Source organism: Halomonas sp. NPDC076908, from assembly GCF_050269715.1.
In the GTDB taxonomy this organism is placed as follows: Bacteria; Pseudomonadota; Gammaproteobacteria; order Pseudomonadales; family Halomonadaceae; genus Vreelandella.
Window position 1 is genome coordinate 55,380 of sequence record NZ_JBNNIW010000015.1, and the last position, 14,845, is coordinate 70,224.

The 14,845-nt window shown below is 54.3% G+C and carries 12 protein-coding genes; 9 read left to right on the forward strand and 3 right to left on the reverse strand.

Going from position 1 to position 14,845, the window contains the following annotated elements:
- Positions 1–2 precede the first annotated feature (2 nt).
- Positions 3–1,103 (reverse strand): glycolate oxidase subunit GlcE, encoded by a 1,101-nt coding sequence (glcE, locus tag ACQKE4_RS10875; protein WP_427388348.1) that lies wholly within the window; start codon positions 1,101–1,103, stop codon positions 3–5.
- A 67-nt stretch (positions 1,104–1,170) separates the two neighbouring features.
- A complete protein-coding gene (gene glcD / locus ACQKE4_RS10880; RefSeq protein WP_427388349.1) occupies positions 1,171–2,670 on the reverse strand; it encodes a glycolate oxidase subunit GlcD in 1,500 nt (499 codons plus the stop codon).
- Between the two features lie 234 nt (positions 2,671–2,904).
- On the opposite strand from glcD, the gene glcC reads away from it, so the two are divergent.
- A complete protein-coding gene (gene glcC / locus ACQKE4_RS10885) occupies positions 2,905–3,681 on the forward strand; it encodes a transcriptional regulator GlcC (protein WP_427388350.1) in 777 nt (258 codons plus the stop codon).
- A 24-nt stretch (positions 3,682–3,705) separates the two neighbouring features.
- On the opposite strand, the gene ACQKE4_RS10890 is transcribed toward glcC, so the two are convergent.
- Positions 3,706–4,389 (reverse strand): GntR family transcriptional regulator, encoded by a 684-nt coding sequence (locus ACQKE4_RS10890; RefSeq protein WP_427388351.1) that lies wholly within the window; start codon positions 4,387–4,389, stop codon positions 3,706–3,708.
- Positions 4,390–4,661: 272 nt separating this feature from the next.
- On the opposite strand from ACQKE4_RS10890, the gene ACQKE4_RS10895 reads away from it, so the two are divergent.
- The 8 genes from ACQKE4_RS10895 to ACQKE4_RS10930 all read left to right on the forward strand — a co-directional run bounded on the left by ACQKE4_RS10895 (position 4,662) and on the right by ACQKE4_RS10930 (position 14,831).
- Complete coding sequence (locus tag ACQKE4_RS10895) at positions 4,662–5,123, forward strand: GlcG/HbpS family heme-binding protein (RefSeq protein WP_427388352.1); 462 nt, start codon at positions 4,662–4,664, stop codon at positions 5,121–5,123.
- A 350-nt stretch (positions 5,124–5,473) separates the two neighbouring features.
- Positions 5,474–6,451 (forward strand): TRAP transporter substrate-binding protein, encoded by a 978-nt coding sequence (locus ACQKE4_RS10900; RefSeq protein WP_427388353.1) that lies wholly within the window; start codon positions 5,474–5,476, stop codon positions 6,449–6,451.
- Positions 6,452–6,517: 66 nt separating this feature from the next.
- On the forward strand, positions 6,518–7,078 hold the full coding sequence (locus ACQKE4_RS10905; protein ID WP_427388354.1) for a TRAP transporter small permease: 561 nt from the start codon (positions 6,518–6,520) through the stop codon (positions 7,076–7,078).
- 9 nt (positions 7,079–7,087) lie between these two features.
- On the forward strand, positions 7,088–8,371 hold the full coding sequence (locus tag ACQKE4_RS10910) for a TRAP transporter large permease (RefSeq protein WP_427388355.1): 1,284 nt from the start codon (positions 7,088–7,090) through the stop codon (positions 8,369–8,371).
- 90 nt (positions 8,372–8,461) lie between these two features.
- On the forward strand, positions 8,462–9,268 hold the full coding sequence (locus ACQKE4_RS10915) for an enoyl-CoA hydratase/isomerase family protein (protein WP_427388356.1): 807 nt from the start codon (positions 8,462–8,464) through the stop codon (positions 9,266–9,268).
- A gap of 42 nt (positions 9,269–9,310) precedes the next feature.
- On the forward strand, positions 9,311–10,498 hold the full coding sequence (locus ACQKE4_RS10920) for a CaiB/BaiF CoA transferase family protein (RefSeq protein ID WP_427388357.1): 1,188 nt from the start codon (positions 9,311–9,313) through the stop codon (positions 10,496–10,498).
- Between the two features lie 100 nt (positions 10,499–10,598).
- A complete protein-coding gene (locus tag ACQKE4_RS10925) occupies positions 10,599–11,810 on the forward strand; it encodes a pyridoxal-phosphate-dependent aminotransferase family protein (RefSeq protein ID WP_427388358.1) in 1,212 nt (403 codons plus the stop codon).
- An 18-nt stretch (positions 11,811–11,828) separates the two neighbouring features.
- Positions 11,829–14,831 carry an FAD-binding and (Fe-S)-binding domain-containing protein gene (locus tag ACQKE4_RS10930; protein ID WP_427388360.1) on the forward strand — a complete coding sequence of 1,001 codons (3,003 nt, stop codon included), beginning with the start codon at positions 11,829–11,831 and terminating at the stop codon, positions 14,829–14,831.
- The last annotated feature ends 14 nt before the right edge of the window (positions 14,832–14,845 follow it).

The following is a 14,845-nucleotide window of genomic DNA, read 5'->3' on the forward strand; positions in this document are numbered from 1 at the left end:
GATTAAAACGCCGCATAAAGACGACCGGGATTAAATATGTCATGGGCATCTAGCTCCGCCTTTAGATTGCGATGATATTTTTCCACCACCGCATTGAGCGGTGTGAAGGGCTCTACGGCTCCTCCTTGAGCGTGCGGCGTGTAGCAGGTGGCATGGCCCCCTAGCGCAGCGCAGGCGGCGCGCAGCGTATCAGCATCCAGCGATGTTTTTACCCAGCGTTGACTGCCTGCCCAATCGTAAAAGATATCGCTTTCGGGTATATCCAACGCCAGTGGCACCGTATTGGGCGGCAACGATAGCCGCCACAGGGACTGATCTTCGTTGAGCTGGAAAAAACCGTGAGTATGGTCGCGTAGCTCGCGCCAGAAATGGGCATCCAGCGGCTCACCGCCCAACACTTCTTGAGTGGCGCTGACAGAACTTTTGCCGCCCTCTAAACGCAGAAATAGTTCGCCGTGATGCCATGCAGCTGCAGTGATTGGCAGCGGCTTGCGTCCCAGTTCAGAAAGCTTTTTCAGCGCATCGCCAAGGCTGAGAGGTAGGCGTAAGCTGTGCGTGGCCGTGGGAATAGGCAGCACTTTAAAAGAGATATCGGTCAGCACGCCGAGAGTGCCCTGAGCACCCGCCATTAAACGCGAGAGGTCGTATCCGGCGACATTTTTCATCACTTCACCGCCAAAACGTAACAGCTTGCCCTCTTGGGTGATGATCCGTGTGCCCAGCACAAAGTCACGAGCGGCGCCTGCCCAGGGGCGGCGTGGGCCAGAGAGTCCGGTCGCCACAGCGCCGCCGATGGTACTCGCATCGCTAAATATAGGCGGTTCAAACGCTAGCATCTGATGATGCTCAGCTAGGGCCGCGTTGAGTGCGCTTAAGCGCGTACCTGCGCGCGCAGTGACCACAAGTTCAATGGGGTCGTAAGAGACTATTCCGCTATGGGCGGCTATGTTGAGCGTTTTACCTTCTACCGGGCGGCCATAAAAAGCGCGCGAATCGCCCCCTACAATGCGCAGCGGCGTACGCGCGGCATAGGCGCTACGCACCTGCTCGCATAGCTCGTCAGCGATATCCCGGTCTGTTGCGTTAATCGCTAGTTCGGTCATGGTCTTTCCTAATATTTATTGTTCCTGGTAATGGCGCAAGCAGTAATGGCCAAAACCAGGCGCCGCACTAGAAGCGCGGCAGTTCCGGATGCGGTAGTTCGTTGTTATGCACATGCATGGCACCAAACTCCGCACAGCGCGCCAGGGTGGGAATATTCTTGCCTGGGTTAAGCAGTCCCTGTGGATCAAAGGCCGCTTTCAACGCGTGGAAAACAGTGATTTCATCGGGCTGGAACTGGCTGCACATTTGATTGATTTTTTCCCGACCAACGCCGTGCTCGCCGGTAATGGAGCCGCCCGCTGCCACGCAGAGTTCAAGGATCTTCCCACCCACATCTTCAGCAAGCGCAAGCTCACCCTCTTTGTTAGCATCAAACAGAATCAGTGGGTGCATATTGCCGTCACCGGCGTGAAACACATTGGCGACCAGTAGGCCGCTCTCTTCTGAAAGCGCGGCAATACCTTTAAGTACGCGCGGTAGTTCACGGCGGGGAATCGTGCCATCCATGCAGTAGTAATCCGGTGACATCCGGCCCACTGCAGGGAAGGCGTTCTTGCGACCCGCCCAGAACTTGGCGCGCTCGGCTTCATCGCGGGCCTGTTGAATATTGGTGGCGCCGGCTTTTTCTAATACTCGGCGCACGGTGTCACAGTCGTCGTCTACATCAGCCTCAACGCCATCCAACTCACAGAGTAGAATCGCTTCCGCTTCAACGGGGTAGCCGGCTTTGATAAAGTCTTCGGCAGCTTTGATGGCTAGCTTATCCATCATCTCCAGACCGCCAGGGATAATTCCTGCCGCAATAATGTCGCCCACCGCGCGGCCAGCTTTTTCGATATCATCGAAGCTCGCCATCAGTACCTTGGCGGTTTCTGGCTTGGGCAGTAGTTTAACGGTGATCTCGGTGACCACGCCCAGCATGCCTTCTGAGCCGTTCATTAGTGCTAGCAGGTCAAAGCCAGGGGCGTCGAGGGACTCAGCGCCGAGCGTCATAGGCTCGCCTTCAATGGTAAGCACATCCACGCGCATCACATTGTGAACCGTTAGACCGTATTTTAAGCAGTGCACGCCGCCAGCGTTTTCAGCCACGTTACCGCCAATAGAGCAGGCGATTTGTGACGAAGGGTCCGGCGCGTAATAGAGCCCATAAGGCGCTGCCGCTTCAGAAATCGCTAAGTTACGCACGCCGGGTTGAACCCTTGCCATGCGCGCATCCGGGTCAACGTTAATAATCTGGTTAAAGCGCGACATCACTAGCAGTACGCCTTGTTCCAGCGGTAGTGCGCCGCCGGAAAGCCCTGTGCCTGCACCGCGGGTGACCACGGGTACACCTAACGCGTTGCAGCGCTTCAGTAACGCTTGAACCTGCTCAAAGGTTTCCGGCAGCGCCACGAGCATTGGTAATACCCGATACGCGGCCAGGCCGTCGCACTCGAAAGGGCGTAGGTCTTCCTCACGATACAACAGTGTCATATCGGGGATAGCTTGCTGCAGATCGTTCAAAACCTCGGTTTTATCGCGCTTGGTGAGTTTGCCATCAAGGCGCTCATCAAAGAGGATATTCATAATGACATCCCATGCTTATTATCATTAAAGGTAAACACTGACACTTGGATGCGCCTGTCGTTAGCGCACCTATCGTTCACATAACGTGTTTCAAAAACATAGGCCACAATTTGGGCTTTTTTTACGCGCCTGTCTAGGCTGTGGTGCATTGGTCTGACCAGTAATTAGTCGACATTGATGCCTTATTTGTTAACTACTGGCAAGCTGGTGGCATTGTTCAGCGGGAGAGCCAAGATGCCATCAGCGAACCAAGCATTGCCAACCGGGCAGCGAATGCCTGAGCACGTGGCCACGCAGCTTGAGCGGCTCGTGCTTGATGGCGTGTTTCGTCCAGGCCAGTTACTGCCTTCAGAAAGGCAACTATGCAGCCGTTTAGGCGTATCACGTGCCTCGCTGCGCGAAGGGTTAAGGATTTTACGCAGCAAGGGTATTATTGAGACTCGCCAAGGGCATGGCTCTACAGTGGCTAAGTTGCTGCCGGTCAGTGACCAAAGCCCATTGATGCACCTGTTTAAAGACCATCCCCGCACGCTGTTTGACCTACTTGAAGTTCGCGCATTGCTGGAAGGCGAGTCTGCTCGGCTTGCCGCTAGCCGGGGCACATCGGTTGACCGGGTGTTGATTACCCGTCGCTATCAGGAACTGGCCGACTACGCTGAAACAGAGCAAAGCATTGACGTTGAACGTTTAGCGCGACTCGATCATGCATTTCACCTGGCGATTTCCCAGGCATCGCATAACCCGGTCTTGGTTCATACTCTACAGAGTTTGACCGATCTTCTGCTTAGTTCGGTGTTCGCGTCGGTAAAACATCTTTACCACCTGCCTGGCCCCCGGGAGATGATTAACCGTCAGCATGCTCGCCTGCATGCCGCCGTGGTAGACGGCCAGCCAGAACAGGCTCAGCGAGTAGCGTTAGAGCATCTCTCCAGCATCAGTGACCTGCTGCGCGAGCTGGAGATTGAGCATGAGCGTCTGGAACGCTCCTCCATGCGCCTTGAACAGTGGTAGCGATTCACTGCTAAACATTCACTGTTAGGCGCTCACTGCTCGCTTATCACCCTCTGTCTCAATGACACCTGCCAGCGTCGCGACCTCAATTTTATTGCATAGGTGATCGCGTAAAATTTGACCTAACAGTTTGCCATCGCGCTTTTCAAGCGCTGCCATCATGTTTTCGTGATCCTTTACCGCTTGGCTCCAGTAGCGTTCAGTCATCTTCTTTGAGTAGCGAACGCGCTTAATACGCTGGTTTAGATTGCTGTACGTCTCTTGCAATATTTCATTATTGGAAGCGGCCAGAATGGCTTCGTGGATTTGCCGATTAACCTGAAAATAGGGCATTAAATCGCGTGTACGGTAGTGCTCCAGCATTGTGTCGTGAAGCTCTCGAATCGCGCTAATTTCCGCATCGGTGATGTGCTGGCAGGCAAGCTCTCCTGAAAGCCCTTCCAGTGCGGCCATCAAGTCATAAGTATCTTTGACATTTTTCATGGTCAGGCGCACGACCCTCGCCCCGCGATTGGGCAGCAGCTCAATCAGTCCTTCAGTGGCAAGTACTTTCAGTGCTTCCCGTAGCGGCGTGCGCGACACCCCAAAGCGGTCACATAGCTGTTTTTCAGATATGCGTTCACCGGGCAAAAGCTCACCGTGCTCAATCAGTTCACCAATTCTATCGGCAACTTCACGATATAAATTGCGCTGTAAAATTTTTGTCATTGGTCAGTTCCTTGTCAGTGGTTCGCTTAGCGTAAGGCCGAGCAACCCAGACGCGTTGAATCGTTTTGAGCACGAAATCATCTCCACGCTACTAGCTTTGTACAGTGGGTTTCTTTGCATACTAGCTTTGCATAGTGGCTTTTGTTTGTATGATCTGCAAAAGTAATTATGAATTCAATATTTGCGTGGTCGCTATTTTGCTGACCGCGATGCCATGCTAATAATCACCTTGCTAACAACCTCCATACTAACAACCACAAAGGTAAAAACTAATGGCTGGAAATGTATTCCACTGCAGTGTGCAGCTTACCCGTGAGCAGAGCCGACATATTATCGACGGTGCCGTTAAGCAGGCCCGCGAAGCAAATTTACCACCGCTGACCATTGTCGTGCTCGATGGTGGCGGCAATTTGGTGGCCGCTGAGCGTGAGGATGGCTGTGCTCCTCTGCGTTTCCCGGTAGCCAAGGGTAAGGCATACGCCTCATTAGGCATTGGGGTGGCCAGTGGCGTGTTAGGCGAACGTAATGCTGAACGCACAGCCTTTGTGGCCAGCGTTTCCGCTGCCTCCCAGGGCCACTTTGTGGCGGTGGCAGGTGGGGTGCCTATTTTGAATGAGCAGCACTGTGTGATTGGTGCGGTGGGGATCAGTGGCGCGTCATCCGATGAGGATCAGCAAGCGGCGATCGCAGGTATTGAGCAGGCAGGGTTACGCTGGGGGCTGGAACCTAGCTAGTTAATCAGGGGTTACTAAGTTTATACCTTGTCGAATTAAGGTTTGCTGATAAATTTTCACAAAAAAACGGGCAGTGCCATGTACATGGCTTCTGCCCGTTTTTTTATTTGTAAAAGGCTTGATATTTGCTCTTTTTAAACAAGGTGTTGCAGACAATTATTTGGGTTGAGACGAAAGTTTAATACCTAATTCTGAATTTTGAATTCAAATTGAGGTGGAAGAAGTCTCTGCGATCGGTCATCACCAATAATAAGCGTGCCCATCGTTAAGACTTTTATGCATGCCCATCGAGCGCTAGAGCCACGGTGGTGACATAGCAAACAACAACAAATGATTGACTGGAGTTCACTATGAAACTGCTCAAAACAGCGCTTGCAACGGCCATTGTCTCAATTGGTTTACAGGCCGCTGCCGCCAACGCCCAGACCGAAATTCGCCTTGGTCATGTTGGTGGCCCAGGGTCACTATTTGAAATTTCGGCGAATCGCTTCGCCGAACTTGCTAACGAGCGTCTGGAAGGCGTTGCTGAAGTTAACGTCTATGGCAATAGCCAGCTGGGTGGCGACGAGTCGATGATGCGTCGCTTACGGTTAGGGTCGCTTGATCTCACTATTCCTTCCACGGTGATGAGTTCGGAGTCTGCACAGTTTGCGCTGTTTGAGATGCCTTACTTGATTGAAGACCGTGAACACATGAAGCGCGTGCGCGAAGAGATTGTCCGTGGCCCGCTCTACGACGCGGCGGAAGCACGCGGCTTTAAAATTATCGGGGTATGGGAAAACGGCTTTCGTCAAATCACTAATAACGAGCGGCCAATTGTTACCCCACAAGATCTGCAGGGTATAAAACTGCGCGTTCCAGGTGGCACCTGGCGTATCGATATGTTCCGCAGTTACGGCGCTGCTCCTTCGCCAATGTCACTGTCTGAGGTGTTCGTTGCGCTGCAAACAGGCGCGATGGACGGCCAGGAAAACCCACTTATTCAGACCTACTCCTCACGCTTTCATGAAGTGCAGGACTACCTCTCTATCTCGAACCACGTTTATACCCCCGCTTACCTGACCGCTGGCGCTAGCTGGAACCGTCTGCCCGAAGAGGTGCGCACGGTATTAGAAGAAGTGGCTGTAGAGATGGAGGATTTTGTCCTCGAAGAAGGACAGCGCTTGGATGATGAAACCCTTGTCCAGATGCGCGAAGCGGGTATGGAAGTGAATGAAGTAGATTTCGAAGCCTTTGTTGAGGCCTCTAAAACCATTTACAGCAAGTTTGCCGATGAAGTGGATGGTGGTCAGGAGATGATTGATGCAGTAGCCGCTCTCCGCGAGTAAGCCTAGCGCCAATCTATTAGAGGTGCGTCGCCATACAGCGGGGTACCTCCTCTTTCGGAGGTCTCAATGAGTACTTTTACAAAGTTCAAGAGCGGGTATTCCTCGTTTCTTGAAGGCATCGTGGTCTTCTTAGTGATAGCGCTTGCTGGCGTGGTCACCGTGGGGTTTGTGACCCGCTATCTTGGCTTCCCGCTAAGCTGGTACGACGAAGTGGCTGCCGTATTACTGGCCTGGGTGACCTACTACGGTGCGGCACTAGCGGCTGCCAAAGGGGCGCATATCACCTGCCCAAGCGTATTGAATATGTGTCCTCCCGTTATTCGCGTGCCTGTCGCGCTGCTAGCCGAAGCAATCACAATCGGGTTCTTCATTTTCTTGGGCCTTGCCAGCTACCAAGTCATGGTGATTCTCGAAGGTGTTGGCATGGTCAGCCTCCCCGCAGTTTCTATGCAGTTGATTCACTCAGCGATTCCCGTTGCCTCCGTACTGTTCATTATTGCTGAACTGCTACGGCTCCCCGATGTGATCAAAAGTGCCCGGGGTAGCGGCTTTATTGACCATGAGCTTGAAGAAGCCGGTATCGACGCTGAAGAAGTCGCCGCCGTTAGCACACAGCAGCGAGGGTAAGTAGACACTATGGTCATACTTTATATCTTTATTGCATTGATTCTGCTGATTCTAATCAATGTCCCGATTGCCGTGGCGTTAGCGTTGGTAGGCACCGTTGCTACCTTTATGTCCTATGGCAGTTTGGCAATGCCTACGGTTGGCATGACAATGTTTGAAGGAGCCACCAACTTTCCGCTTATTGCAATACCGTTGTTTATTCTAGCGGGCGCCATTATGAATGCTTCAAGTATCTCGCGACGGCTAATTGACTTAGCCATGGCGATGGTCGGCTTCATTAAAGGCGGTTTGGCGATGGTGACCATCGGGGCTTCGGTGTTCTTCGCGGAAATTTCCGGGTCCTCCGTAGCTGGCGTGTCGGCCATCGGCAGCATTCTGATTCCTGCTATGCGCAAGCGGGGCTATACCAAAGAGTTTGCGGCATCGATCTCCTCTTCTGCAGCAAGTCTTGCCATCATCCTGCCGCCCTCTATCCCGATGATTCTCTATGCGGTGATGTCAGGTGAGTCGGTGGTACAGATGTTTGTCGCCGGTATTTTCCCAGGTTTGCTGGGTGCCATGGGGTTGGCGGCGATGTGCTACTACTTGGCACGCAAATATAACTTCCCTTCTGAGGGTCGCTTCCGGGTTTCGCAGCTTTGGATAGCCTTTAAGCAAGCAATCTGGGCACTGATGATTCCGGTCATCATCCTCGGGGGTATCTTTGGCGGCTTCGTTACCGCGACTGAAGGTGCGGCGCTGGCAGTATGTGTGGCGATCTTTATCAGTGCGGTGGTCTATCGCGAATTCACCATCAGGAACTTCATTGACTCTTGTAAGAGTGCCGGTGTGCAAACAGCGGTGGTGATGTTGCTCGTGGCGGCGTCAGCGGTTGTCGGTGGCTATCTCACCGAAACGCGTATTCCTCAAGCCATCGCGATGCAGATCAGTGAGCTAACCAGCAACAAGTACATGATCTTGGCACTGCTCAATATCATCTTCTTAATCCTGGGTATCTTCCTGCACTCCGCGGCAGCCATCATCCTGGTTGTGCCTATCGTCTTACCGTTAGTACTTGAGGTGGGTATTGATCCGCTGCACTTCGGTTTGATTGTGACCCTGAACCTGGCGATCGGCCAGCAAACACCGCCGGTGGCGAGTGTCTTGATAGCGGCGTGCTCGATTGCTAAATCCGATATCTGGGCGACCTCTAAAACCAATCTGTGGTTCATTGCCGTGCTGTTTACGATCCTGATGATCAATACCTACATTCCGGCCTTTGCGCTGGCGTTGGTTAACTTCATCTATGGCTAAACAGGTCTATGGCTAAGCCTCTAGTTGCGCGCTGGGCAGCAAATAGTTTGTCAACGCCGCCCAGCGCGGAACGCAAAACAGGAGCACGGTATGAGCACTAACGATCATTTAACCCACACCGACAGCGTAACGTTTGACCTGCGCAACGGCGTTGCCTGGATTGGTTTTAATCGACCCCAGAGCCGCAATGCGATGACCTGGGAGATGTACGACGCCTTGGAAAAGCACTGCGACCAGTTAGCAGCGGATGACAGCGTGCATGCCGTGGTACTACACGGTGTTGGCGGTGAAGCCTTTGTGGCCGGTACCGACATCAGCCAATTTTCGGGCTTTAGTAAGCCTGAAGATGCGATTGGCTACGAGCGACGCATCGACCGCGTGGTGGGCAAGCTGGAAACCTTTCCCAAGCCAACCCTGGCGCTGATTGAAGGTGCCTGCGTGGGTGGCGGTGCAGCACTGGCGCTGGTGTGTGACTTTCGCTACGCCACCCCAACGATGAAGTTTGGTGTACCGATAGCTAAAACGCTGGGTAATACGCTTTCGATTAACAACGTCTCACGCATGATCGACATGCTTGGCGTTGCGCGCACCAAAGAAGCGCTAATGATGGCGCGCCTGTTTAGCGCTGACGAGGCGCTGGCAGCAGGATTGGTAAATCAGCAGTTCGACGCTGACTCCATTTACGCCGAGGTGGCCACGTTAGCTGAGGCTTTTGCCAAGCGGGCACCGCTAACACTTCAGGCCAGTAAGGCACTAATTGGCCGAGCGCTAGAGCAGCGCCGACTCTCGGCGGATGCCGGTGACGACTGGGTAACCACCTGTTATATGAGCAGGGATTTTGCGGCGGCGGTGGAAAAGTTCGTCAATAAAACGCCCTTTGAGTGGTCTGGTCATTAGCGGTCGGCCAACGTGCAAAACTACCTATTAGGAGGAGAGCGCATGCTTCCCCTACAAGATATAAAAGTGCTGGATGTATCACAGATAATGGCAGGCCCTTACTGCACCATGGTGCTGGCAGACATGGGGGCCGAGGTGATTAAGGTCGAGAAACTCAATGGTGGAGACGACAGCCGCCAAATGGGGCCTTACGTTAACGGTGAATCGACCTGCTTTTCACAAATTAACCGTAACAAAAAAAGCATCTCGCTCAACCTGAAAGACGAGCGCGCACGGCAAATCTTTTACCGCTTAGCGGCTGATGCCGACGTTATTGTTGAGAACTACCGGCCTGGGGTAACCAAGTCGCTGGAGATCGACTATGACACGATTAAAGCGATCAACCCTGGCATCGTTTACTGCTCCATTTCAGGCTATGGCCAAACCGGTCCCTATAGTCATAAAGGGGGCTTTGATTTAGTCGCGCAAGGCATGACAGGTTTAATGTCGATGACCGGGGAAGAGGGTAAGCGCCCGCTTAAAACCGGGATTGCGGTTTACGATATTGGCGGTGGCTTAACCGCGGTGTATTCGATTCTTGCTGCCTGCATTCACAAGATGAAGACCGGTGAAGGTCAGCATATCGATATCGCCATTACCGAGTGCGGTTTGCCCTGGTTTACCTGGGAAGCAGCGGCCTATTTCTCTGAAGGCACGGTGCCGGGGCCAACGGGCTGGCGTCACCGTGTCTCTGCGCCTTATCAGGCCGTCAAAGCCAGCGATGGCTTCTTGATGCTTGGCTGCGCCAACCAACGCACCTGGGAGCGCTTTTGTCAGGATGTCTTAAAGCGTGAAGAACTTATGCAAGACTCACGCTTTATTACCAACCAAAACCGCGGCCAGCACGTTGAAGAGCTGGAGGCGCTACTGGAAGAGCTAATGGCGGATAAAACGGTCGATGAGTGGCTGGTGCTATGTGACAGCGCAGGCGTGCCTGCCGGGCCAATCAACGACTTCGCCCAAGCGATGCAGGATGAGCACTACTTGGCACGCGGTATGGTGCAAGAGATGGATCACCCGGTCATGGGCAAAATGAAAACCATTGGGTTTCCCAGCAAGTTCTCTGAGACACCGTCGCAAATTCGCAGCCCGGCGCCACTGTTTGCCCAGCACACTGATGAAGTGCTCGATAGTCTAGGGTTCTCCGGCGCTGAGCTTGACGCTCTGCGTGCAGACGGATGCATCAAATAACGCTTTTTTGATGTGATTAATTGCATTCATTATCCATTTTCACTAGCGCTAAACGGTCGATCCAGCCGCGAGCCCTACAACAACAAACAGGAACGTCATCATGTTAAAACTTAATTTCCACCCTTCTGGCCGCCACTTTTTGCAAATTCCTGGCCCTTCGCCAGTGCCAGACCGTATTTTACGGGCGATGAGTCTGCCGACTATCGACCACCGTGGGCCAGAGTTTGGCGCTTTGGGCCTTGAGCTGCTGAGCAAGATTCAAAAGATCTTCAAAACCGAGAACCCCGTGATTATCTACCCGGCTTCCGGTACCGGTGCCTGGGAAGCTGCGCTTGCCAATACCATGTCACCGGGCGATAAGGTGCTGATGTTTGAGACCGGCCACTTCGCCACGCTGTGGCACAAAATGGCTCTGCGTTTGGACATCCAGCCCGAGTTTCTGGGCTTGCCGGGCTACGAAGGCTGGCGGCATGGTGTTCAGGCCGACATGATCGAAGCGCGCCTGAAAGAGGACACCAACCACGAGCTAAAGGCTGTGTGTGTGGTGCATAACGAAACCTCTACTGGCGTGACAAGCGATATCGCCGCTGTGCGTAAAGCTATCGATGCCGCTGGCCATCCCGCACTGCTGATTGTCGATACTATTTCCGGGCTGGCCAGCGCCGACTACTGCCATGATGCGTGGGGCGTCGATGTCACTGTGTCCGGCTCGCAAAAAGGCCTGATGCTGCCACCAGGCATTAGCTTTAACGCGCTCTCGCCAAAAGCGATTGAAGCCAGCAAACAGGCCAAACTACCCAAAAGCTTCTGGGCTTGGGATGAGATTCTCGAAGCCAACAAAAACGGCTACTGGCCCTACACGCCCAGCACCAACCTGCTTTATGGCCTGAACGAAGCGCTGGATATGCTGTTGGATGAAGGCATGGACAACGTGCTGGCTCGCCACCAACGCTGGGCCGCTGGGGTGCGTGCAGCGGTAGAAGCGTGGGGGCTTGAGATCCAGTGTTTAGATCCGGCTGTTTACTCGCCGGTGCTGACCGGTGTGGTAATGCCGGAAGGCGTCGATGCGGATGCGGTACGCAAGATTATCTACGAGCGCTTTGACCTTTCATTAGGCATGGGGCTGGGTAAGGCCAAAGGCAAAATGTTCCGTATTGGCCACTTGGGCGATTGCAACGACCTGACCTTGATTGCCACCTTGGGCGGCTGTGAGGCAGGCATGAAGCTGTCCGGTGTTAATCTCAAAGGCAGTGGCGTGACGGCAGCGCTGGACTACTTTGCGGCTAACCCGCTTAACCCAAGCGAGCGCTAAACGACGGGGGAGAGCCACATGACGTCTCTGACGAACCAATACCCGTCCCGTGATGCCAAGATTAAACCGCTCGGCGAATTCGCCGAGCGTTTATCCCGAGAAATGGCGGGAGAGGTGCTGTTTGATCGGGCAACCCGTGGGCGCTACTCAACCGATGCCTCGATTTATCAGGTAACGCCGGTGGGCGTGGTGATTCCTTGCCATCAGCAAGATTTGAAAATTGCCCTGGATATTGCCCGTGATGCCAAGGTGCCGATTTTGGCCCGGGGCGCGGGTACTAGTCAGTGTGGTCAAACCGTTGGTGAAGCCCTGGTGATCGACACCACCCGCTGGCTTAACCAAGTGGTTGAGTTTGACGCCGAGGCGCGCACCGTGGTGGTTGAACCGGGCATTGTGCTTGACCACCTCAATGCGTGGCTCAAACCTCACGGGCTGTGGTACCCGGTAGATGTTTCCACTAGCGCGCAATGCACTATCGGCGGTATGGCGGGCAATAACTCCTGTGGGTCGCGGTCGATCTACTACGGCAACATGGTGCACAACGTGCTGGGCGTGGAGGCGCTATTGGCTGACGGCAGCGCGGCGAGTTTTGGCTTCGTTGACAGCTTCGCGGAAGGCTCTCGTGAGCAGCGCCTTGCCCAGCAGGTGAGGGCGATTGCCGAGCGTGTAGCCCCGGAAATTCGCGATCACTTTCCCAAAGTGCTGCGACGGGTGGGTGGCTACAATCTGGATCTTTTCGATTGCCAGAACCCGATGCCCTACGACCCGGATGGTCGTGCCAACCTGGCCCATCTTTTGGTGGGCTCGGAAGGTACGCTTGGGGTGAGCCAGCGTATCAAACTCAGGCTTTCACCGCTGCCCGAGCAGAAGGTATTGGGGGTAGTGAACTTCCCGACCTTTTATCAGGCGATGGATTTTACTCAACATATCGTCAAGCTTGGCCCCACGGCGGTCGAGCTGGTTGATCGCACCATGATCGAGCTGTCGCTGGAGAATCCCGCGTTCCGCCCGGTCATTGAAAAAGCGCTGATTGGCAAGCCGGAAGCCATTCTTCTAGTAGAGTTTGCCGGTCACGACCACGCAACACAGCTTGAAGCGCTGCGTGGGCTTAATGAATTGATGGGTGATTTAGGTCTGCCGGGCAGCGTGGTGGATATGCCTGAAGCCACCGAGCAGAAAGCGCTGTGGAACGTGCGCAAAGCCGGGCTCAACATCATGATGAGCATGAAAGGTGATGGCAAGCCGGTCTCCTTTATTGAAGATTGCGCGGTGCCGCTTGAACACCTGGCCGAGTACACCGATAAACTCACCGAGGTGTTCAACCGCTACGGCACTGAAGGCACCTGGTACGCCCACGCAGGCGTCGGCACGCTACACGTGCGGCCGATTCTCGATATGCGCCGCGATGGCGCAGAAAAAATGCGCGAAATCGCCGAGCTGGCCTCTGCGTTAGTGCGCGAGTATAAAGGCGCTTACTCCGGCGAGCATGGCGACGGTATCTGCCGTGGCGAGTGGGTGGCGTGGCAGTTTGGCGAAACGGTCAACAATGCCTTCCGCGAAATAAAGCAGCTGTTTGATCCTGAAAACCTGTTTAATCCAGGCAAAATCGTCGATACCCCTAAAATGGATGACGAGCGCTATTTTCGTTTTCCTAAAAGCTATACCACCATTCCGCTCACCCCGGTGTTCGATTGGTCCGCCTGGAACGTAAAGCGTGACCCGCTCACCGGCGAGCAAACAGCACCGGGTACCGGCGGCGATGCCACCCATGGCTTGGCCATGGCGGTGGAAATGTGTAACAACAACGGCCATTGCCGCAAGTTTGATGCGGGCACCATGTGTCCGAGTTTCCGGGTGACCAAAGATGAGCAGCACCTGACCCGCGGCCGTGCTAACACCTTGCGCTTGGTGCTCTCGGGGCAGTTGGGTGATGAAGGCCTGGCCAGCGACGATGTCAAAGAAGCGTTGGATCTCTGCGTGTCGTGCAAGGGCTGCAAGCGTGACTGCCCCACGGGCGTGGATATGGCCAAATTCAAGATAGAAGCCCGCACCGCTCGTGCTCGCGTTAAAGGCCTCTCGTTACGTGACCGCATGGTAGGTGAGATGCCGCGCTACGCACCCTGGGCCAGTAAGTTTTCAGCGCTGGTCAACGGCGTTGAGCGCGTGCCGTTTCTGGCTAAACAGATTAAACAGGCGTTAAAGCTGGCGCCCCAACGCTCGCTGCCGGTGTTTAACGGTAATTTCCTCGCCAGTGCCGAAGTGTCTTTGCAGCCAGTGACCTCAGAGCGGGAAGTGTTGCTGTTTGTGGATACCTTTAATAACTATATGGAGGGTGACAACGCCAAGGCAGCCAAGCGAGTGCTGGAAGCGGCGGGCTACCGTGTCCATCTCAATGTGACTAAAGGGCAGCGGCCACTCTGCTGTGGGCGTACTTACCTCTCTTCCGGTCAGTTTGATAAAGCCAAGTCGGAGGCCAAACGCACCCTTGAGCACCTGATGCCGTTTGTAGAGCGCGGTGTGGCGGTTGTAGGCCTGGAACCTTCTTGTTTACTCAGCATGCGTGATGAATTCCTGCAGTACGGCTTTGGTGAAGAGGCGAAGGCGCTGTCGGCCTCCGCCTATCTGTTTGAGGAGTTTCTGGTCAAGGCGCGTGCTGAGAATCAGCTTCCCCTAGAACTTAAGCCTCTGAACTACGAGCGGGCGATGCTGCACGGTCACTGCCATCAAAAAGCCTTTGACGCGCTGCGCCCCGTTGAGCAGGTGTTGGGCTGGATTCCTGACCTCAAAATCGAGACGATTGAGTCCTCCTGCTGTGGAATGGCCGGAAGTTTCGGCTATGAAGCGGAGCACTACGATGCCTCGCTGAAAATGGCGGAGCTATCACTATTACCTGCTATCCGTAAGGCGGATGCAGGCGCCGTAGTGGTGGCTGATGGCACGAGCTGTCGCCATCAGATTCATGATGGCAGTGGCCGCGAAGCAATTCACGTTGCTAGATTGCTTGAACAAGCGCTAGCCTGAAAGCGGAACACCAA

Bases quoted from the DNA above. Each gene is read 5' to 3' on its own strand.
- glcE (WP_427388348.1), bottom strand. From the start codon at position 1,103: ATGACCGAACTAGCGATTAACGCAACAGACCGGGATATCGCTGACGAG.
- glcD (WP_427388349.1), bottom strand. From the start codon at position 2,670: ATGAATATCCTCTTTGATGAGCGCCTTGATGGCAAACTCACCAAGCGC.
- glcC (WP_427388350.1), top strand. From the start codon at position 2,905: ATGCCATCAGCGAACCAAGCATTGCCAACCGGGCAGCGAATGCCTGAG.
- ACQKE4_RS10890 (WP_427388351.1), bottom strand. From the start codon at position 4,389: ATGACAAAAATTTTACAGCGCAATTTATATCGTGAAGTTGCCGATAGA.
- ACQKE4_RS10895 (WP_427388352.1), top strand. From the start codon at position 4,662: ATGGCTGGAAATGTATTCCACTGCAGTGTGCAGCTTACCCGTGAGCAG.
- ACQKE4_RS10900 (WP_427388353.1), top strand. From the start codon at position 5,474: ATGAAACTGCTCAAAACAGCGCTTGCAACGGCCATTGTCTCAATTGGT.
- ACQKE4_RS10905 (WP_427388354.1), top strand. From the start codon at position 6,518: ATGAGTACTTTTACAAAGTTCAAGAGCGGGTATTCCTCGTTTCTTGAA.
- ACQKE4_RS10910 (WP_427388355.1), top strand. From the start codon at position 7,088: ATGGTCATACTTTATATCTTTATTGCATTGATTCTGCTGATTCTAATC.
- ACQKE4_RS10915 (WP_427388356.1), top strand. From the start codon at position 8,462: ATGAGCACTAACGATCATTTAACCCACACCGACAGCGTAACGTTTGAC.
- ACQKE4_RS10920 (WP_427388357.1), top strand. From the start codon at position 9,311: ATGCTTCCCCTACAAGATATAAAAGTGCTGGATGTATCACAGATAATG.
- ACQKE4_RS10925 (WP_427388358.1), top strand. From the start codon at position 10,599: ATGTTAAAACTTAATTTCCACCCTTCTGGCCGCCACTTTTTGCAAATT.
- ACQKE4_RS10930 (WP_427388360.1), top strand. From the start codon at position 11,829: ATGACGTCTCTGACGAACCAATACCCGTCCCGTGATGCCAAGATTAAA.